This is a genomic window from Mycolicibacterium sp. XJ1819, assembly GCF_053483675.1.
Window position 1 is genome coordinate 13,219 of sequence record NZ_JBEFST010000014.1, and the last position, 18,457, is coordinate 31,675.

20 protein-coding genes are annotated in these 18,457 nt (G+C 69.1%); 13 read left to right on the forward strand and 7 right to left on the reverse strand.

Annotated elements, in window-relative coordinates:
- Nucleotides 1–21 precede the first annotated feature (21 nt).
- Complete coding sequence (locus ABQE89_RS16435; RefSeq protein ID WP_448418421.1) at nt 22–546, reverse strand: YflT domain-containing protein; 525 nt, start codon at nt 544–546, stop codon at nt 22–24.
- A gap of 107 nt (nt 547–653) precedes the next feature.
- On the opposite strand from ABQE89_RS16435, the gene ABQE89_RS16440 reads away from it, so the two are divergent.
- The gene (locus tag ABQE89_RS16440) at nt 654–1,295 is read left to right on the forward strand and encodes a DUF4190 domain-containing protein (protein ID WP_448418423.1); all 642 of its coding nucleotides are present in this window, start codon (nt 654–656) and stop codon (nt 1,293–1,295) included.
- 16 nt (nt 1,296–1,311) lie between these two features.
- Complete coding sequence (locus ABQE89_RS16445; protein ID WP_448418425.1) at nt 1,312–1,710, forward strand: DUF4190 domain-containing protein; 399 nt, start codon at nt 1,312–1,314, stop codon at nt 1,708–1,710.
- Between the two features lie 13 nt (nt 1,711–1,723).
- On the opposite strand, the gene ABQE89_RS16450 is transcribed toward ABQE89_RS16445, so the two are convergent.
- Nucleotides 1,724–2,680: an HpcH/HpaI aldolase/citrate lyase family protein gene (locus tag ABQE89_RS16450; protein WP_448418427.1), complete on the reverse strand. Its 957-nt coding sequence runs from the start codon at nt 2,678–2,680 to the stop codon at nt 1,724–1,726.
- A 25-nt stretch (nt 2,681–2,705) separates the two neighbouring features.
- Here ABQE89_RS16450 and ABQE89_RS16455 point away from each other — a divergent pair, with 25 nt between their 5' ends.
- From ABQE89_RS16455 to ABQE89_RS16470, 4 genes are all read left to right on the forward strand, one after another.
- A complete protein-coding gene (locus ABQE89_RS16455; protein ID WP_448418429.1) occupies nt 2,706–3,998 on the forward strand; it encodes a magnesium transporter MgtE N-terminal domain-containing protein in 1,293 nt (430 codons plus the stop codon).
- Nucleotides 3,995–4,537: a DUF1003 domain-containing protein gene (locus ABQE89_RS16460; RefSeq protein ID WP_448418431.1), complete on the forward strand. Its 543-nt coding sequence runs from the start codon at nt 3,995–3,997 to the stop codon at nt 4,535–4,537. The genes ABQE89_RS16455 and ABQE89_RS16460 overlap by 4 nt, the downstream gene beginning before the upstream one ends.
- 154 nt (nt 4,538–4,691) lie before the next feature.
- Nucleotides 4,692–6,056 carry a lytic transglycosylase domain-containing protein gene (locus tag ABQE89_RS16465; RefSeq protein ID WP_448418433.1) on the forward strand — a complete coding sequence of 455 codons (1,365 nt, stop codon included), beginning with the start codon at nt 4,692–4,694 and terminating at the stop codon, nt 6,054–6,056.
- A gap of 34 nt (nt 6,057–6,090) precedes the next feature.
- A complete protein-coding gene (locus ABQE89_RS16470; protein WP_448418435.1) occupies nt 6,091–7,233 on the forward strand; it encodes an Mrp/NBP35 family ATP-binding protein in 1,143 nt (380 codons plus the stop codon).
- 43 nt (nt 7,234–7,276) lie between these two features.
- Here the strand turns inward: ABQE89_RS16470 and tatB are convergent, their stop codons facing one another.
- From tatB to sigE, 4 genes are all read right to left on the reverse strand, one after another.
- The gene (gene tatB / locus ABQE89_RS16475) at nt 7,277–7,666 is read right to left on the reverse strand and encodes a Sec-independent protein translocase protein TatB (protein ID WP_448418437.1); all 390 of its coding nucleotides are present in this window, start codon (nt 7,664–7,666) and stop codon (nt 7,277–7,279) included.
- 2 nt (nt 7,667–7,668) lie between these two features.
- The gene (htrA, locus tag ABQE89_RS16480; RefSeq protein ID WP_448418439.1) at nt 7,669–9,156 is read right to left on the reverse strand and encodes a serine protease HtrA; all 1,488 of its coding nucleotides are present in this window, start codon (nt 9,154–9,156) and stop codon (nt 7,669–7,671) included.
- A 71-nt stretch (nt 9,157–9,227) separates the two neighbouring features.
- Nucleotides 9,228–9,623, reverse strand: coding sequence for an anti-sigma E factor RseA (rseA, locus tag ABQE89_RS16485; RefSeq protein WP_448418762.1), 396 nt, complete (start codon nt 9,621–9,623; stop codon nt 9,228–9,230).
- A 92-nt stretch (nt 9,624–9,715) separates the two neighbouring features.
- Complete coding sequence (sigE, locus tag ABQE89_RS16490; RefSeq protein ID WP_448418441.1) at nt 9,716–10,468, reverse strand: RNA polymerase sigma factor SigE; 753 nt, start codon at nt 10,466–10,468, stop codon at nt 9,716–9,718.
- Nucleotides 10,469–10,642: 174 nt separating this feature from the next.
- Here sigE and ABQE89_RS16495 point away from each other — a divergent pair, with 174 nt between their 5' ends.
- The 6 genes from ABQE89_RS16495 to ABQE89_RS16520 all read left to right on the forward strand — a co-directional run bounded on the left by ABQE89_RS16495 (nt 10,643) and on the right by ABQE89_RS16520 (nt 15,954).
- Nucleotides 10,643–11,299 (forward strand): O-methyltransferase, encoded by a 657-nt coding sequence (locus ABQE89_RS16495; protein ID WP_448418443.1) that lies wholly within the window; start codon nt 10,643–10,645, stop codon nt 11,297–11,299.
- Between the two features lie 86 nt (nt 11,300–11,385).
- Nucleotides 11,386–12,078, forward strand: coding sequence for a TetR/AcrR family transcriptional regulator (locus ABQE89_RS16500; RefSeq protein ID WP_448418445.1), 693 nt, complete (start codon nt 11,386–11,388; stop codon nt 12,076–12,078).
- Nucleotides 12,044–12,988, forward strand: coding sequence for an ABC transporter ATP-binding protein (locus ABQE89_RS16505; RefSeq protein WP_448418447.1), 945 nt, complete (start codon nt 12,044–12,046; stop codon nt 12,986–12,988). The genes ABQE89_RS16500 and ABQE89_RS16505 overlap by 35 nt, the downstream gene beginning before the upstream one ends.
- Nucleotides 12,985–14,607 carry an ABC transporter permease gene (locus tag ABQE89_RS16510; RefSeq protein WP_448418449.1) on the forward strand — a complete coding sequence of 541 codons (1,623 nt, stop codon included), beginning with the start codon at nt 12,985–12,987 and terminating at the stop codon, nt 14,605–14,607. The genes ABQE89_RS16505 and ABQE89_RS16510 overlap by 4 nt, the downstream gene beginning before the upstream one ends.
- 15 nt (nt 14,608–14,622) lie before the next feature.
- The gene (locus ABQE89_RS16515; protein WP_448418451.1) at nt 14,623–15,300 is read left to right on the forward strand and encodes a methyltransferase family protein; all 678 of its coding nucleotides are present in this window, start codon (nt 14,623–14,625) and stop codon (nt 15,298–15,300) included.
- Between the two features lie 39 nt (nt 15,301–15,339).
- Nucleotides 15,340–15,954, forward strand: a complete 615-nt coding sequence (locus ABQE89_RS16520) for a DUF4126 domain-containing protein (protein ID WP_448418453.1) — start codon at nt 15,340–15,342, stop codon at nt 15,952–15,954.
- Here ABQE89_RS16520 and glgC read toward each other — a convergent pair.
- A complete protein-coding gene (gene glgC / locus ABQE89_RS16525; protein ID WP_448418455.1) occupies nt 15,951–17,165 on the reverse strand; it encodes a glucose-1-phosphate adenylyltransferase in 1,215 nt (404 codons plus the stop codon). The two genes, ABQE89_RS16520 and glgC, sit on opposite strands and share 4 nt — an antisense overlap.
- Before the next feature lie 90 nt (nt 17,166–17,255).
- Between glgC and glgA the strand changes: the two genes are divergently transcribed.
- Complete coding sequence (gene glgA / locus ABQE89_RS16530) at nt 17,256–18,419, forward strand: glycogen synthase (RefSeq protein ID WP_448418457.1); 1,164 nt, start codon at nt 17,256–17,258, stop codon at nt 18,417–18,419.
- The last annotated feature ends 38 nt before the right edge of the window (nt 18,420–18,457 follow it).

Here is an 18,457-nt window from a genome sequence, read left to right on the forward strand (position 1 = left end):
TTTTCGGCGGCTAAATCTTCACTAGATGGTCAAGCGTGCCAGCAGATCCCGACCCTGCTCGGCGCTCTGCGGATCGCAGAGTACGTCGTAGCGACCGGCGACCAATTGCAGCGTCGAACTGAAATCTCTTGTGCCGCGCGCCATCGCATACGGGATCGCCGAGGTGATCAGGCCGAAGAACACACCGGCGACCAGGCCGGTGATCAGCGCACCCCACGGGTTCGGGCTGAAAAAGCTCAGAATCAGGCCGATGAACAGGCCCAGCCAAGCCCCGGTGAGCACACCGCCGCCGAGCACCTTGGGCCACGTCAATCTGCCGGTGACCCGCTCGACCTGCATCAGGTCCACCCCGACGATCGTCACCTGTTCGACGGGGAACTGTTGATCCGACAGATAGTCGACGGCGCGCTGGGCTTCGGCGTAGGTCGGGTAGGACCCGATCGGCCACCCCTTCGGAGGGGTCGGAAGTGCCGCCGGACCCCGCCGAGCGGCCGCGGTTGCCGGGGTGACCCCGGGATGCTGTCCAGGCTGAAACGGGCTGGTCATCTGTCTCGTATCTCCTTAACTGCGAGCCTGGTTGCGTGGTCGCTCCCACCCCGACCAACGGCTCAACACCTGCAATGGTGCCCTGCATGTGCGCTAGGTTTGCAAGCATGACAAATCCGGGAGAGGACTCCGATAAAACGGAATCATCCGACTCCGGCGGGGGTGCCTCCGAGCCGACGTCGGCGGGCCACGAAGCGCCGCCGATCGAGCAGGCCGGGGATTCGGCGAGTACCGACGAGCCGACGCCACCCGGCGGGCAACCGGCGGCCTACGACCCCGCCGCCACCCCGCCCGGCTACCAGGTGCCCGACTACCCGCCGACTCCCGGATATCCGCCGCCCGACTACGGCCAGACCGGCTACGGCCAGCCCGGCTACGGCCAGCCCGGCTACGGCCAGCCGGGCTATCCGCCCCCGCCGTACCCCGATCCGAGCGGATTCGGCGCGACTCCGTACGGGGCTGCGCCGGGCTACGGTGCGCCGCCGGTCGGCTACCCGGCAACCGGTTACGGCGGCTACGGCGCGCCCCAGAAGACCAACAGCCTGGCCATCGCGTCGCTGGTGGCCTCGCTGGTGGGGCTGTGTTGTGGCCTCGGCGCGGTCATCGGGATCGTGCTCGGGATCATCGCGATGAACCAGATCAAAGAACGGGGCGAAGGTGGTCAGCCACTGGCGATCGCGGGCATCGCCGTCGGCGCCGCCTCGTTGCTGATCGGCGTGATCGTCGGGCTGGTCTTCATGATCGCCTAGACGGTCGCCCAGCGCGATGACCACCCCGCAGCAGCCCGACCCGTACCGACCGGTCGACTATCCCGGCGACGCCGGGCTGCCGCCGCCCATCTACCCGGGCCCCGCGCCGGGCTATCCGGGCGCCCCCTACGGCGGGGCCTACGACCCGTACTGGCCGGTGCGCCCGCCGGGCGTCAACGGTAAGGCGACCGCGTCGCTGGTGCTCTCGGTGATCGGCGTGACCTGCTGCGGCCTGACCTCGATCGTCGGGCTGATCCTCGGCGTGGTCGCGATGCGCGAGACCCGGCGCACCGGCCAGGACGGGTACGGCCTGGCGGTGGCGGGCACGGTCCTGGGCGGCCTGGCCGTCGCGGGTTGGCTCGTCTACGTCCTGCTCTACGTCGCGATCCTGGCCAGCGGGTGGCAGTGGATCTGAGCTGACGGGCCGCTCACGCCGGCGGGCGGAAAGGCTCGGCCTTGCGCACCATGCCCGCGGCGCGGCCCTTGCCCGCGATCACCAACGCCATCTTGCGGCTCGCCTCGTCGATCATCTCGTCGCCGAGCATCACCGCACCGCGGGCCCCGCCGGCGCGCGACGTGTGCCACTCGTAGGCCTCCAGGATCAGCTCCGCGTGGTCGTAGTCGGCCTGACGCGGGGAGAAGATCTCGTTGCCCGCCGCGATCTGGTCAGGGTGAAGCACCCACTTGCCGTCGTATCCGAGCGCGGCGGAACGGCCCGCGACCCGGCGGAACCCCTCGATGTCACGCACCTTCAGGTAGGGCCCGTCGATCGCCAGCACGCCGTGGGCGCGAGCGGCGATCAGGATGCGCATCAGCACATGGTGGAAGGCGTCGCCGACGTCATAGCCCTCCGGCTGTTCGCCGACCTCGAGCGTGCGCATGTTCAGGCTGGCCGACATGTCGGCGGGCCCGAGCACCAGGGCCTGCACGCGCGGGCCCGCCGCGATCGCGTCGATGTTGGTCAGGCCCCCCGCGTTCTCGATCTGCGCCTCGATGCCGATGCGTCCCGCAGGCAGCCCGTGGGTGGCTTCCAGTTGGCTCAGAAGCAGATCCAGCGCATGGATGTGCGACGCCTCGGTCACCTTGGGCAGCACCACGATGTCGAGGTGCGCACCGGCGGTCGCGACCACCTCGATGATGTCGGCGTGGGTCCACGGCGTGGTCCAGTCGTTGACCCGCACACCGCGCAGTTGTCCGGCCCAACCCGGCTCGGCCAACGCGGCCGCCACCCGGGTGCGGGCTTCGGCCTTGGCCTCGGCTGCGACGGCGTCCTCCAAATCCAGGAAGACCTCGTCGGCCTCCAGTGCCTTGGCCTTCTCCACCATCTTGGCGCTGCTCCCCGGAACGGACAGGATCGTCCGGCGGGGTCGATACCGGTTTTCCACAACCACACTCTCTACCCTTTTAGTCATGGCGGCGGTGAACAGGGTGTACGCGGCCCGACTGGCGGGGATGGTGGTGCTCGGCCCCGACGGGGAGTCCATCGGCCGCGTCCGCGACGTGGTGGTCAGCATCAGCATCGTGCGCCAGCAGCCACGCGTCCTCGGGCTCGTCGTCGAATTGCTTACGCGGCGAAGGATTTTCGTTCCCATCCTGCGCGTCACGTCCATCGAGCCCGGCGCGGTGACGTTGGCGACCGGCAGCGTGTCGTTGCGCAGGTTCGCCCAGCGTCCCGGTGAGGCGCTGGTGCTCGGACAGGTCATCGAGACCCGCGTGCGCGTCAACGACCCCGACATGCCCCACCTGCACGGCACCGAACTGATCGTCGTGGACCTCGGTATCGAACAGACCCGCACCCGCGACTGGATGGTCACCCGGGTCGCGGTGCGCACCCAGCGGCGCCTCGGCCGGCGAGGCAACGTCCACGTCGTCGACTGGCAGCACGTGCAGGGGCTGACGCCGTCGGGCCTGGCGATGCCCGATCAGGGCGTGGCCGAACTGCTCCAGCAGTTCGAGACCCAACGCGCCATCGAGGTCGCCGAGGCGATCCGGGAGCTGCCCAGCAAGCGCCGCTACGAGGTGGTCCGCGCCCTCGACGACGAGCGGATGGCCGACGTGCTGCAGGAGCTGCCCGAAGACGAGCAGGCCGCGATGATCAAACGCCTGCCCGCCGAGCGGGCCGTCGACGTCCTCGGCGCGATGGATCCCGACGACGCCGCCGACCTGCTGGGCTCGATGAACCCGTCGGAGGCCGAGCATTTCCTGGGCCGGATGGACCCCGAGGACTCCGAGGATGTGCGACGGCTGCTGTCCCACTCACCCGACACCGCCGGCGGGCTGATGACCTCTGAGCCGGTGGTGCTGGCCCCGGACACCACCGTCGCCGAGGCGCTGGCCAGGGTCCGCTATCCCGACCTCACCCCTGCGTTGGCGTCCGTGGTGTTCGTGGTGCGGCCGCCGACGGCGACCCCGACCGGGCGATATCTGGGTTGCGTGCATTTGCAGCGGCTGCTGCGCGAACCCCCGGCGGACCTGGTCAGCGGCATCCTCGACACCGATCTGCCGACGCTGCGCCCGCAGGACTCGCTGTCGGCGGTGGCCCGCTACTTCGCCGCCTACAACCTGGTGTGCGCGCCCGTGCTCGACGAGCAGAGCCATCTGCTGGGCGCGGTGTCGGTCGACGACCTGCTCGACCATCTGCTGCCGGAGAACTGGCGCGAAACCGAAGAACCCGAACTGACCGGCGCCGAGGGGGCCACATGACCGAGCCGTCGGCCCGCGGGCGACTCGACACGCCGGTCACCGCGCGGCGCTTCACCGCCATCGACTTCGACTCGGAGGCGGTGGGCCGGTTCAGCGAGTCGATCGCCCGGTTCCTCGGCACCGGCCGCTACCTCGCGTGGCAGACCATCCTCGTGGTCGCGTGGATCGCGGTGAACCTGTTTGCTGTGACGCTGCGCTGGGATCCGTACCCATTCATCCTGCTCAACCTGGCGTTCTCCACCCAGGCGGCGTACGCGGCGCCGCTGATCCTGCTCGCACAGAACCGCCAGGAGAACCGCGACCGGGTCTCGCTGGACGAAGACCGCCGCCGCGCCCTGCAGACCAAGGCCGACACCGAGTATCTGGCCCGTGAACTGGCCGCGCTGCGGCTCGCGATCGGCGAGGTCGCCACCCGCGACTACCTTCGCCGAGAGCTCGAGGAGCTGCGCGACAAGCTCGTGGAACTGCAACAACCCCGAGGTGTTCCCGACGGCGAAGCCGAGCCCGATTCCGACGTCACGGAGCGGCGGTCCAAATAACCGACCGCGACATCCGTGCCATTGCTGTAACGCGGTTGTTATCCACTAGGTATGGTGACTTGGTTCACAAGCCAGCTCAGAGGTAAGGACGGTTTGCGTGCAGATCGGCGGAGGAGCCGCCCTCAAGGCAGTACGACAGCGGGTGGGGCGGATCATGCGTAGGGCAGCGGCCCCGGCTCCCCGGCTGCGCGGCATTCGCTTCGCTCCTCCCCGCGCGCGCACCATGTCGGGCATCGCCGTCATCACCCCGCTGATCCTGGCCAGCGCCGTCGGCGGCGCCGCACAACCGCCGCACGCGACGTACCAGGACGGGGTGACCCCGCTGGCCGCTGTGGCCCCGACGCCGGAGAATCCCTCCGGACCGGCGGTGGTCGCCGTCACCAAGACGCCGTCGGCGTTCAACATAGCCGCCACCACGGTCTCCGCACCGCCGCCCGCTGCCGTGGTCAATTCACCTGGGGCACTTCGTATTCCAGCGATGGCGCTGTCCGCCTATCGCAATGCCGAGCGGATGATGGCCTCGGCGTACCCCGAATGCGGCGTGAGCTGGAACCTGCTGGCGGGCATCGGACGGATCGAGTCGATGCACGCCAACGGCGGCGCCACCGACGAACGCGGCACCGCGGTGCGGCCCATCTACGGGCCCACACTCGACGGCACGCTGCCCGGCAACGAGATCATCGTGCAGAGCCGCACCGCCGACCGCGTCACCTACGCCCGCGCGATGGGCCCCATGCAGTTCCTGCCCGGCACCTGGGCTCGGTATGCCTCCGACGGCGACGGCGACGGCAAGGCCGATCCGCAGAACCTGTACGACTCCAGCCTGGCCGCCGCGCGCTACCTGTGCAGCGGCGGGATGAACCTGCGCGACCAGTCCCACGTGATGTCGGCGATCCTGCGCTACAACAACTCGGTGGCCTACGCCCGCAACGTGTTGGGCTGGGCGGCCGCCTACGCCACCGGGGTGGTGCCGATGGACCTGCCCCCGATCACCGGGCCGGTGCCCGCTCTGGGCAATCCGCACCTGGAGAACTACGAAGGCCTCGGCCCGGGCCTGCCGCTCAACGCACTGGGCCTGCCCGCCAACGATCCGCTGGCGCTGATGCCGCTGCTGGAGCGCAGGGACGTGGCCAGCCAGATCCCCGGGTTCGTACCCGGCCAGCAGCTCGGGCCGCTGCCCGGCCCGGCGCCGGGACCGCTCGCGCCGGCGCTGCAGGAGCCGCCGGAATGGACACCGCCGTGGATGCCGCAGCCGCCGCAGCCGGAGTGCGCGGTGTTCTGCATCCAGGACCTACCGCAGCAGCCGCAGTTGCAGCCCGCGGCCGGGGCGCCGGTCGACGCCCAGCCGCTGGTGCCCCCGCCGCCCGGACCGGTGCCCGCCAACCCCCAGGCGGTGCCGCCCACCGACCCGGTCCCCGCAGCGCCAGGGCCGGCCCCGGGTCCGATGGAAGCGCCCGTGTCGACCCCACCTGGGCCGCCGCCCGGGCCAGCACCCGGGCCGCCGCCACCGGCCGGTTAATCACGCACGTCGAGTCGGCCTAGACTCGACGGTGATGTCTGAATCTGCCCCGGAGTTGGAATCCGCGGTCCGGGCCGCGCTGGCCAAGGTGATCGATCCCGAGTTGCGGCGGCCGATCACCGAACTCGGCATGGTCAAGGACGTCACCGTCGACGCCGACGGCCGTGTGCACGTCGAGGTGTACCTGACCACCTCGGCCTGTCCGAAGAAGACCGAGATCTCCGAGAGCGTCCGCAAGGCCGTCGCCGACGTCCCCGGCACCGGCAGAGTCGACGTCACCCTCGATGTGATGAGCGACGAACAGCGCACCGAGCTTCGCAAGCAGTTGCGCGGTGACGCCCGCGAGCCGGTCATCCCGTTCGCTCAGCCCGATTCGCTGACCCGGGTCTACGCCGTCGCGTCCGGCAAGGGCGGGGTCGGCAAGTCCAGCGTCACCGTCAACCTGGCCGCCGCGATGGCCGCGCGTGGGCTCTCGGTGGGGGTGCTCGACGCCGACATCTACGGCCATTCGGTGCCGCGCATGATGGGCACCACCGACCGGCCCACCCAGGTCGAGTCGATGATTTTGCCGCCGGTGGCCCACGACGTGCGGGTCATCTCGATCGCGATGTTCACCCAGGGCAACACGCCGGTGGTGTGGCGGGGCCCGATGCTGCACCGGGCGTTACAGCAATTCCTCGCCGACGTCTACTGGGGCGACCTGGACGTCTTGCTGCTCGATTTGCCGCCCGGCACCGGCGACGTGGCCATCTCGGTGGCCCAGCTGATCCCCGGCGCGGAGATCCTGGTGGTGACGACGCCCCAGCTGGCCGCGGCGGAGGTGGCCGAGCGCGCGGGTGCGATCGCATTGCAGACGCGTCAGCGCATCGTCGGCGTGGTGGAGAACATGTCGGGGCTGGTGCTGCCCGACGGCACCACGATGCAGATCTTCGGCGAGGGCGGCGGCAAGCAGGTCGCCGAATCACTGTCGCGTGCCGTCGGCGCCGATGTGCCGCTGTTGGGCCAGGTGCCGCTGGACCCCGCCATCGTCACCGCCGGTGATTCCGGTGTTCCGTTGGTGCTCTCAGCGCCGGACTCGGCCGCCGGCAAGGAATTGCTCAGCATCGCTGATGCATTGTCGAGCCGTAAACGCGGGTTGGCGGGCATGTCGTTGGGGCTGGACCCGAAGGGCCGCTGACATTCGGGCTGCCGCGAAACGCGGATTGCAGTCTCGCGCAGCGTCAGGTGGCGTCGCTGTCGAACGGCGTCGTCGCCGGCGGTTCGGGTGCGGCGGCAGGCGCCGGCCCCAACTGACTGACGGGCTTGTCGTTCGGTTTGTCGAAGCTGCCGGTGAAGATGGAGTCGTCGCCGTCGAGCAGGTGTTTGGTGATCGCGGCCCGCGGTGTCATGCCCCGTAATTTGTTCAACTCGCTGAGCGGCTGGCGCAGGTCGTCGAACTCCGGGCCGAGATCGTCACGCAGTTGGCTGGTGGCGCCGCTGAGGTAGTCGCGGGCCTGCCGCAGCGCGTTGGACGTCCAGCGGATCGCGCCGGGCAGGCGTTCTGGTCCCAGGATCACCAGTCCGGCGATCACCAAGATCAGCATCTCGCCCCAGCCGACGTTCGAAAACATGGCTACACGCTGGCGTCAGGGCCAGGATTGACGGTGAGGACCACTCGACGGCCGTCGCGCACCACCTCGATCGGCGCGTCCTCGCCGATCTTGAGTTGGCGCACGGCGACGACGAACTCGTCGGCGTCGGCGACGGTCCGGTCGCCGACCTTGACGACGACGTCGTTCTCGAGAATGCCTGCCCGTTCGGCGGGGCTACCGACCTTCACATTGGCCACCTGAGCGCCCGACGCGATGTCGTTGCTGACCGAGCGCGCGGTCAGACCCAGCGTCGGGTGGGCGATCCTGCCGTCGCGGATCAGCGCCTCGACCACGGTCTTGACCTCGTTGACCGGGATCGCGAAGCCCAGCCCGCTGGCACTGTCCGAGAGCGACTTGCCTGCCGTGTTGATGCCGATGACGTGGCCGTTCATGTCGATGAGCGGCCCGCCGGAGTTGCCGTGGTTGATCGACGCGTCGGTCTGCACACCGTCGATGACGGTGTCGGTGTCGGTACCGTCGCCCGACAACGGCACCGGCCGGTGCAACGCGCTGATGATGCCCTGGGTCACCGTGCTGCGCAGGCCCAGCGGCGCGCCCGCGGCGATCACCTCTTCGCCGACGCGGAGCTTGTCGGAGTCACCCAGCGTGGCCACGCTCAGGTTCTCGACGTTGTCGACCTTGAGCACCGCGAGGTCGGTCTTGGGGTCGCGGCCGACGAGGGCGGCAGGCACCTCCTTGCCGTCGTTGAACACCACATGCATCTTGTATTCGCTCGGCTTTGTCGCGGCCTCGGAGATGACGTGGTTGTTGGTGACGATGTAGCCGCGCGGATCGATGACGACGCCGGAGCCCTGCGAGCCCTCCTGGTCACTGGTGGCTTCGATGGTGACCACCGAATCAGCCACTGCCGCAGCGACTTTGGCAAATTGTCCCTCGGGGGGCGGGGCGGTGTCGCCGGTTTGCAGCGTCACGTTCGAGGTGGTGAACGCCTCGACCACCTCGGCGGTCTTGCGGCCCACCCAGCCCCCGGCGATACCGATGACCACCGCGACGATGCCCAGCACCGCCAGCGCGACATAGGACACCCGGCCGCCGAACAGCACGTCGCGCACCCCCAGCCGGCCCGTGCTGACGCCGCTGGGCTGGTGGGCGGGTTGCGGCATCGCCGGGGTGCCCAACGACACCGGGGCGCCGGGATCGCGCCACGGATCCGGCGGCGTATCGGGGCGCTGCCCGTCGCGCTCGGCCGCCAGGGCGCCCACGTCAGCGGGGTGGCGCTGCAACGAGTCGCCCGCCCCCGGCGGGCGGCCGAACGCCTCGGCCAGCACCGGGTCCGACGGCCGGTCCTTCGGGGTGTACTCCTGCTCGCGATACTTCTCGACGCCGACGAACGAACCGCGCACGCCCTCGGGGCGGCCGAACGTCCGTCGCGCCACGGGATCGACCGGTGGCCGCGAAACAGGCCGCGGTTCGAGACGCTCGCGACCGCCTTGGTCCGTTTTGGTCACCCGTTCATCACCCTTTGTCCGGGCGCCAGCAGGGGCCGACGCACGCCGTCACTCGACTTCGCCCATCCACCCTACCGGCGCTTGCGGCGGGTGCGGTCGGTCCCGTCAGCTAACTCTTGCTCCGACACCGGGGCGACCGGCTCGGTGGGCATATGGTGTGGAATCTGCGACAACTGCCCCAGTAGTGAGCTCGGTATGGCAATCGGATTGGAATCCCGCAACGCACTTCGGGCCCGACGCTGGAGGTCGACCTCGCCGGCGCACTGCGGACACAACGACAGGTGATGCGCCGCGCGCAGGTGCGCTTTCATGCGAAGCTCACCATCCACGAACGCCGCGATGGCCTCGATGCTCAGATGTTCGGTGGAACTGAACTCCCGCGGGCCGACCGGCGCATCGCTTTGGGAGGCCAGTTGGGCCGGCAGCCAGGAGAACGCCCGGCGGAACAAGTGCCCGCGGTCGAACATCACCCCAGCTCCTCTCGCCGACACCGGTTGTGAAAACAATACTGACTCCGAATGTAGCGCGGCGCGCCGCGCCGAACCCTCTACTCAGGTACTCAGGCGACCGACGCCGTGGTCTCCGGGTGGCTGGCCAGGTAGTCGCGCAGGGCCTGCCTGCCCCGGTGGATCCGGCTGCGCACCGTGCCGAGCTTGACGTCGAGCGTCGCGCCGATCTCCTCGTAGGACAAACCCTCGATGTCGCACAACACCACCGCGGCGCGGAACTCCGGCGGCAGCGAGTCCAGCGCGGCCTGCAGGTCGGGCCCCAGCCGTGAGTCGTGGTAGATCTGCTCGGGATTGGGGTCGTCGGCGGGCACCCGGTCGTAATCCTCGGGCAGCGCCTCCATCCGAATGCGCGCGCGCCTGCGGACCATGTCGAGGAACAGGTTCGTGGTGATGCGGTGCAACCAGCCCTCGAAGGTGCCCGGCTGGTAGTTCTGCACCGAGCGGAACACGCGGATGAAGGTCTCCTGCGTCAAATCCTCGGCGTCGTGCGGGTTTCCGGACAGCCGGTAGGCCAGCCGGTAAACGCGATCGGCGTGCTCGCGCACCAGTTCGTCCCACGACGGCATCGCGGCCTTGTCGCCGGTGGCGTCGAACACCGCGGTGCCGCTCAACTCCTCCGCGGGTTCGACCCATTCCGCGTCATTGGGCTGGAAATGCGTCATCGACGTCGGGGCCATCTTCGTGGCGATTGTCGGATCCCCCTCCTGGTCACAGTCTTCATGGCGATCTGAAGGCTCGATATGTCCGGCAACACGGAGGTCGATGCGGTTATTCCCTGAGGGGCAGCGCTCGCCGTCGGTCATGCGAGTACGGTCTCCAACCCTGGTGTGTTTGGCATATGAGCACACTGAACGTTTCCTGAGAATGCTGTCTACCCATTTACGACCTGCGAAAACCGCCGTCATCGTGAGTACGGATGCGGTCCGGGGTCGGGCGTGTCGCGACCCCGGCTGACGCGGGTTGACTACGCTGCGGGCATGGTCAGCAGCGACGACACGGGTGTCCCGAGTCGGGCCGAATCGATCGTCGCCCACGCTGAGCAGTCGATCTCCGAAGACGCCATCGTCGCGGCCGCGCGCGAACGCGCCATCGACATCGGGGCGGGCGCGGTGACGCCGGCGGTCGGCGCGCTGATGTGCGTGCTGGCCAAAGTGACCGGCGCCAAGGCCGTCGTCGAGGTCGGCACGGGCGCGGGGGTCAGCGGGCTCTGGCTGCTGTCGGGCATGCGCGAAGACGGTGTGCTCACCACGATCGACGTCGAACCGGAGCACCAGCGCATCGCCAAGCAGGCGTTCGTCGAGGCCGGTATCGGGCCGGGCCGGACCCGGCTGATCAGCGGCCGGGCCCAGGAGGTGCTGACCCGGTTGGCCGACGAGTCCTACGACCTCGTCTTCATCGACGCCGACCCCCTCGATCAGCCGCAGTTCGTGGTGGAGGGTGTGCGGTTGCTGCGGCCGGGCGGCGCGATCGTCGTGCACCGCGCGGCCCTGGGCGGGCGTGCCGGTGACGCCACCGCCAACGACGCCGAGGTCGCCGCGGTCCGCGAGGCAGCCCGGTTGATCGCCGAGGACGAGCGGCTCACCCCGGTGCTGATACCGCTCGGTGACGGCCTGCTCGCCGCCGCCCGCGACTGACGCCGCCACGTCACGTAACCCCGAGGCCCGTCTCACGGGAGGCCGCACGGTTGACGTCGGCTGAACGCACGTTTAGGCTGTTGAACATGCGTTCAGCCGCCGACGATCGGACCGCGGTCGCACGAATCCGCGACGCCGCGATCGAACAGTGGGGCGCGCATGGCTTCCACATCGGCCTGCGCGCGATCGCCGAGGCGGCAGGTGTCTCCGCGGCGCTGGTCATCCATCACTTCGGCTCCAAAGACGGCCTGCGAAAGGCCTGCGACGACTACATCGCCGAGGAAGTGCGCTCAGGCAAGTCGGCCTCGCTGCAGGCCAACGACCCCGCCACGTGGTTCGCCCAGATGGCCGAGATCGAGTCCTACGCACCGCTGATGGCCTACCTGGTGCGCAGCATGCAGTCCGGAAGCAACCTGGCGAAAATGTTGTGGCGCACGATGATCGAGAACACCGAGCAGTACACCGAAGAGGCCGTGCGCAACGGCGTCCTCCTCCCGAGCCGGGATCCGGCGGCCAGGGCCCGGTTTCTGACGATGGCCGGCGGGGGCAGCTTCTTGATGTATCTGCAACTGCACGAGAACCCGTCCGATCTGCGAACCGTGCTGCGTGACTACGGCGAAGAGATGACGCTGCCCGCACTCGAGTTGTACACCAAGGGCCTGATGGCCGATTCGACGATGTATGACGCGTTTCTGGCTCAGCGCGAAAAGGGTATTCCGCTCACCACCCGAGGAGGTCAACCTGATGAGGGCTCAGACGACCAGGCCGATGCAGGCTGACGCCGCCGACCGCTCCCAACCCGCCGTCGAGATCCGCGGCCTGATCAAGACTTTCGGCCGCACCAGGGCGCTCGACGGCTTGGACCTGACCGTCGCACCCGGTGACATCACCGGCTTCCTGGGGCCCAACGGCGCTGGCAAGTCGACCACCATCCGGGTGCTGCTCGGGCTGTTGCGCCCGGACGGCGGCACCACGCGACTGCTCGGCGGTGACCCGTGGCGCGACGCGGTGGCACTGCACAGCCGGATCGCCTATGTGCCAGGCGATGTGACGTTGTGGCCGAATCTGACCGGCCAACAGGCCATCGACTTTCTGGCGCGCCTGCGGGGTAACGGCGTCGACACCGCCCGTCGCGACGAGTTGATCGAGCGCTTCGAACTCGACCCCCACAAGAAGGCACGCACCTACTCCAAGGGCAACCGGCAGAAGGTGGCGATCGTCGCCGCATTCTCCACCGACGCCGAGCTCTACGTCCTCGACGAGCCGACTTCGGGGTTGGACCCGTTGATGGAGAAAGCCTTTCAGCAGTGTGTCCAGGAGGTCTCCGCGCGCGGCGCGGCCGTGCTGCTGTCCAGCCACATCCTCGCCGAGGTCGAGAAGCTCTGCGACAACGTCACCATCATCCGCGGCGGACGCACCGTGCGGTCCGGCCCGCTCGCCGAGCTGCGACATCTGATGCGGACCACCGTGATCGCCCGCACCCGCGGCGACGGCCGATCCCTGGCCCGGCTGCCCTCGGTGCACGACTTCGAGATCACCCACGACGGTGAGATCCGGTTCACGGTCGACCGCGCCGATCTGGACTCCACCATGGAACAGCTGACCCGACTGGGCATCCAGGAGTTGACCGTGACGCCCGCGTCGCTGGAGGACCTGTTCCTGCGCGAATACCAGGGCGAACCCCGATGAGCACCGGCACGCTGGCACCCAGCACGGGCAGGCACGCCGCGGCCCCCGCCGGCTCGCTGTGGACCGGGACAGCCAGCCTGTTGCGGTTGGCGCTGCGCAGGGATCGCGTTCGGCTCGCGGTGTGGACCGCCGCCTTGACCGCGCTGGTGGCCTACGCCCCCGGCGCGTTGAAACTGGCCTATCCCGACGAGGCCCAACGTCAGGCCCGGGTGGAGCTGATGAGAACTCCCGCGGCGATGATCATGGGCGGGCCGATGTTCGGCGTCAACGAGACACACCTCGGCACGATGATCGCCAACGAGATGATGCTGACCCTGATCGTCGCCGCCTCGATCCTGGCAATACTCACCGTCATCCGGCATACCCGCGCCGAAGAGGAAAGCGGCGCAGCAGAGCTGGTTCTGTCATCGGTGGTCGGCCGGTACGCGCGAACGTCGGCCGCGTTGCTGCTGGCCGCCGGCGTCAACGCGGTGCTGGCCGTCGCGATGACGCTGGTGCTGGTGGTGTCCGGCTTCGGTGTCGTCGACTCCGCGGCGATGTGTCTCGGCGTGACCGGGGTGGCTACGGTGTTCGGCGCGGTCGCCGCCGTGACCGCCCAACTGTGGCGGCAGTCCCGCACCGCGACCGGTGCGGCGATGGCCGTGCTGGCGACGGCCGCCCTCGTGCGCGGCGTCGGAGACGTCATCGACAACTCGGGCAGTGCGCTGAGTTGGTTATCCCCCATTGCGTGGGCACAGCAGATGCGCGCGTTCGTCGACGTGCGGTGGTGGCCGTTCGCCGCTCTGGTGGCGCTGACGGTCGCACTCGTCACGTCGGCGGCGGTGCTGGAGAGCAGGCGCCAGTACGACGAGGGCAACTTCGCCGCCAGCGGCGAGCGTCCGAATGCCCGCCCGATCAGGGGCGTATTCGGGTTGCATATGACGCTGCAGCGGGGCCAGACGATCGGCTGGACGGTCGGACTGTTCCTCGGCGGCTTGGCCTTCGGGTCGATGACGAATTCGCTTCTGGACATGGCCCGCGACAACGAACTGATCGAACGCATGCTCGCACAGCAGGGGCGCGAGGGCGTGTACATGGCGATGACCCAGTTTCTCGCGGCCGCGGCCACCGCATACGTCGTCGGTGCGGTGCTACGCGTACTCAGCGACGAGGAAAAGGGCCTCGGCGAGGTGGTTCTGGCCGGCGCGGTGTCGCGGTGGCGGTGGCTGACCACCGCGGTGGCCTCTGCGCTGGCCGGGTCAGCGGTGCTGTTGTTCTTCGCCGGCCTGGGCAACGGCCTGGGCGCGGGCCTCACCGTCAACGAACCGCGCACGGTGGTCAGCCTGATCCTCGCCGCGCTGGCGCACCTGCCCGCCATGGCGGTGCTGGCCGGGGTCGCCGCGATCGCCGTCGCGGCGCGCAGACCCTGGATCGGTTGGCTCGCAGTGACGTTCGTGGTCACATCGCTGTATCTGGGCGCGCTGCTGCGGCTCCCCCGATGGCTGATCGACCTCTCACCGGTCGGCCGCACGACCGCCCCGTTGGACTATCCGATCCTGACGATGGCGGCGATGGTCGGTATCGCTGTGGTGCTGACGCTCGCGGCCGGATTGCTCTATCGTCGTCGCGACGCGGTGTAGAAAGCGAAGGATTCCATGAAGATCGGTGTACTGGCGGCGCTGTTGTCCGCCCTCGTCGGAATCGTCGTCATCGGCTTGTTGCTGTTCGTTCCGGCCGGCACGGTCAACTATTGGCAGGCATGGGTTTTCATCGCGATCTTCGTGGTCGTCACGACCGCCCCGAACGTCTACCTGGCGGTGCGCCGGCCGGAGGTGTTGCGACGCCGCATGCGGTCGGGTCCCACCGCCGAGACCAGACCCGCACAGAAATTCGCCAGCGTCGGCTACTTCCTGATCTTCGCGGCGGTGGCGGTCGTCAGCGCGCTCGACCACCGGTTCGGCTGGTCCAGCGTGCCGACGGCGGCGGTGGTGATCGGTCAGGTGCTGGTCGCGGTGGGCCTCGCGGTGGCGACGCTGACCGTGCTGCAGAACAGCTTCGCCGGAGCCAACGTCACGGTGGAGGCCGGCCAGACGGTGGTGTCCACCGGGCTGTACGCGGTTGTCCGGCATCCGATGTACTTCGGAATTCTGATCATGATGATCGGCGCACCGCCCGCGCTCGACTCCTGGTGGGGCCTGGTGCTGCTGGCGCCGGGACTGGCGGTGTTCGCCGTGCGCATCCTCGACGAGGAGACGTTGTTGCACCAGGACCTCGCCGGCTATCCCGAGTACACCCAGAAGGTGCGTCACCGGTTGGTGCCCTACCTGTGGTAAACCCCCGCTGGCGGGTGCGCCTGGGCGGATAATGCCGGGGTGGAACTGCTGACCGGGTTCGGGCTGGCCACCGCAGCGGGACTCAACGCCTACATTCCGCTGCTGTTTCTCGGGCTGCTGTCGCGGTTCACCGACCTCGTCACGCTGCCGCACGGTTGGGCCTGGCTGGAGAACGGCTGGGTGATGACGATCGTCGCGGCGCTGCTGGTCGTCGAGATCGTCGCCGACAAGGTGCCCGCGCTCGACACCGTCAACGACGCGGTGCAGACTTTCGTCCGCCCGACCGCGGGCGGGATCGTGTTCGGGTCGGGCACCGCGGCGCAGACCCCCGCGGTCGCCGACCCGGGTGCCTTCACGCAGTCGGGTCAGTGGATTCCCGTCGTCGTCGGCGTCGTCGTCGCGCTGGTGGTGTCCCTGGCGAAGTCGACGGTGCGCCCGGCCGCCAATGTCGCCACCGCGGGCGTGGCCGCACCCGTGCTGAGCACCGTGGAGGACGCCGCCAGCGTCGGCCTGGTCTTCGTGGCGGTGCTGATCCCGGTGCTGGTGCTGGTGGTCGTGGTGGTGCTGGCGTGGACGGCCGTGCGGCTCGTGCGCCGACGACGTCACCGCACCCGCGACTCCGCCGGGCCGCCGCCGGCGACCAGCGGAAGCTAGATCCAGACGCCCTTGCCGACCGCGACCACTCCCCCGGCGCTGATCGAGAACCGTTCGCGGTCCTTGTCCAGATCCACCCCGACCATCTCGCCGGGACCCACCACCACGTTCTTGTCCAGGATCGCGTGGCGCACCACCGCGCCGCGGCCCACCCGGGTGCCGGGCATGATGACGCTGCCCTCCACGATCGCGCCGTCGTCGATCACCACATTCGACGACAGCACCGAATTGCGTACCGAGGCAGCCGAAATGATGCTGCCCGCGCCCACCACCGACTCCTGGGCAGAACCGCCGTTGACGAACTTGGCCGGCGCCAGGTTCTCGGTGGCGCCGCGGATCGGCCAGCGCTTGTTGTACAGGTTGAACACCGGATGCACCGACACCAGATCCATGTGCGCGTCGTAGAACGCGTCGAGGGTTCCGACGTCGCGCCAGTAGCCATGGTCACGTTCGGTGGCGCCCGGCACCTCGTTGTCGCTGAAGTCATAGACCGCGGCCATACCGTCGTCGACGAGGCGCGGGATGATGTCGCCGCCCATGTCGTGATCGGAGTGATCGTCCTCGGCGTCGGCGCGGATGGCGTCGATGAGCACCTTGGTGGTGAAGATGTAGTTGCCCATCGAGGCGAACGTCTGCTCGGGATCGTCCGGGGTGCCCGGCGGTTCGGCGGGCTTCTCGATGAACCCGCGGATGCGGCCGGACTCATCGGAGTCGATGCAGCCGAACGCGGTGGCCTCCGCCCGCGGCACCCGGATGCCCGCCACCGTCGCCCCCGCCCCGCTCTCGATGTGAAACTGGACCATCTGCTCGGGGTCCATCCGGTACACGTGGTCGGCGCCGAACACGGCGATGTAGTCGGGGTCCTCGTCGTAGATCAGATTCATCGACTGGTAGATCGCGTCGGCCGATCCGGTGTACCAACGCGGGCCCAACCGCTGCTGGGCGGGTACCGGGGTGATGTACTCGCCCGCCAGCCCCGACAGTCGCCAGTTCTGCGAGATGTGACGGTCCAGTGAGTGCGATTTGTACTGGGTGAGCACGCATATCCGGAGAAAACGGGCGTTGACGAGGTTCGACAGCACGAAGTCGATGAGCCGGTACGCGCCGCCGAAAGGCACCGCGGGTTTGGCTCGGTCCGCGGTCAACGGATAGAGCCGTTTGCCTTCACCCCCGGCGAGCACAATGCCCAGCACGTGTGGCAGTTCCCGCATCTGTCAAACCTATCCGTAGGCTCGCGCGGCTGCCAGGCATTGAACCGTTCGCGCTGGCCGCCGCCACGCACGGCCACTACCGTCGTCACCATGCGGGTGGCGATGATGACGCGGGAGTATCCACCCGAGGTTTACGGCGGCGCGGGGGTGCACGTCACCGAACTGGTCGCCCAGCTGCGCCGGCTGTGCGAGGTCGACGTGCACTGCATGGGGGCCCCGCGGGCCGACGCGTTCGCCGCCCAACCGGACCCGGCGCTGGCCGGTGCGAACCCGACGCTGTCGACGCTGTCGGCCGACCTGAACATGGTCAAGGCCGCCGGTGAGGCCACCGTCGTGCATTCGCACACCTGGTATGCGGGGATGGCCGGTCACCTGGCCGGGCTGCTGTACGGCGTCCCGCACGTGCTGACCGCGCATTCCCTCGAGCCGATGCGGCCGTGGAAGGCCGAACAGCTCGGCGGCGGCTACCGGGTGTCGTGCTGGGTGGAGAAGACCGCGATGGAGGCCGCCGACGCGGTCATCGCGGTCAGCTCGGGCATGCGCGCGGACGTGTTGGCCACGTATCCGTCATTGGATCCCACCCGGGTGCATGTCGTGCGCAACGGGATCGACACCGACGTCTGGCACCCGGTGGCCCCGCAGTCCGACGGGTCTGTGCTTGACGACCTTGGCGTCGACGCGAGCCGGCCGATCGTCGCCTTCGTCGGGCGCATCACCCGGCAGAAGGGGGTGGCGCACCTGGTGGCGGCCGCCCACCGGTTCGCGCCGGAGGTCCAGCTGGTGTTGTGCGCGGGGGCGCCCGACACCCCGGAGATCGCCGCTGAGGTGGCCGACGCAGTGCAACAACTGGCCCGGGCCCGCAGCGGGGTGTTCTGGGTGCGTGAGATGCTGCCGATCAGCAAATTGCGGGAAATCCATTCCGCGGCAACGGTCTTCGTATGCCCCTCGGTGTACGAGCCGCTGGGCATCGTCAATCTCGAGGCGATGGCGTGCGCGACCGCGGTGGTGGCCTCCGACGTCGGCGGCATCCCCGAGGTGGTGGCCGACGGGCGCACGGGAGTACTGGTGCACTACGACGCCGACGACCCGACCGGTTACGAGGCACGCCTGGCCGAGGCCGTCAACGCACTGGTGGCCGACCCGCAACGGGCCCGCCGGTACGGTCAGGCCGGACGTCAGCGCTGTATCGAGGAATTTTCCTGGACGCACATCGCCGAACAGACCGTGGAGATCTATCGGGCCGTCGCCGGATAGGTGATCTCGGGTGGAACACCGCCGACGACAGCCGACGC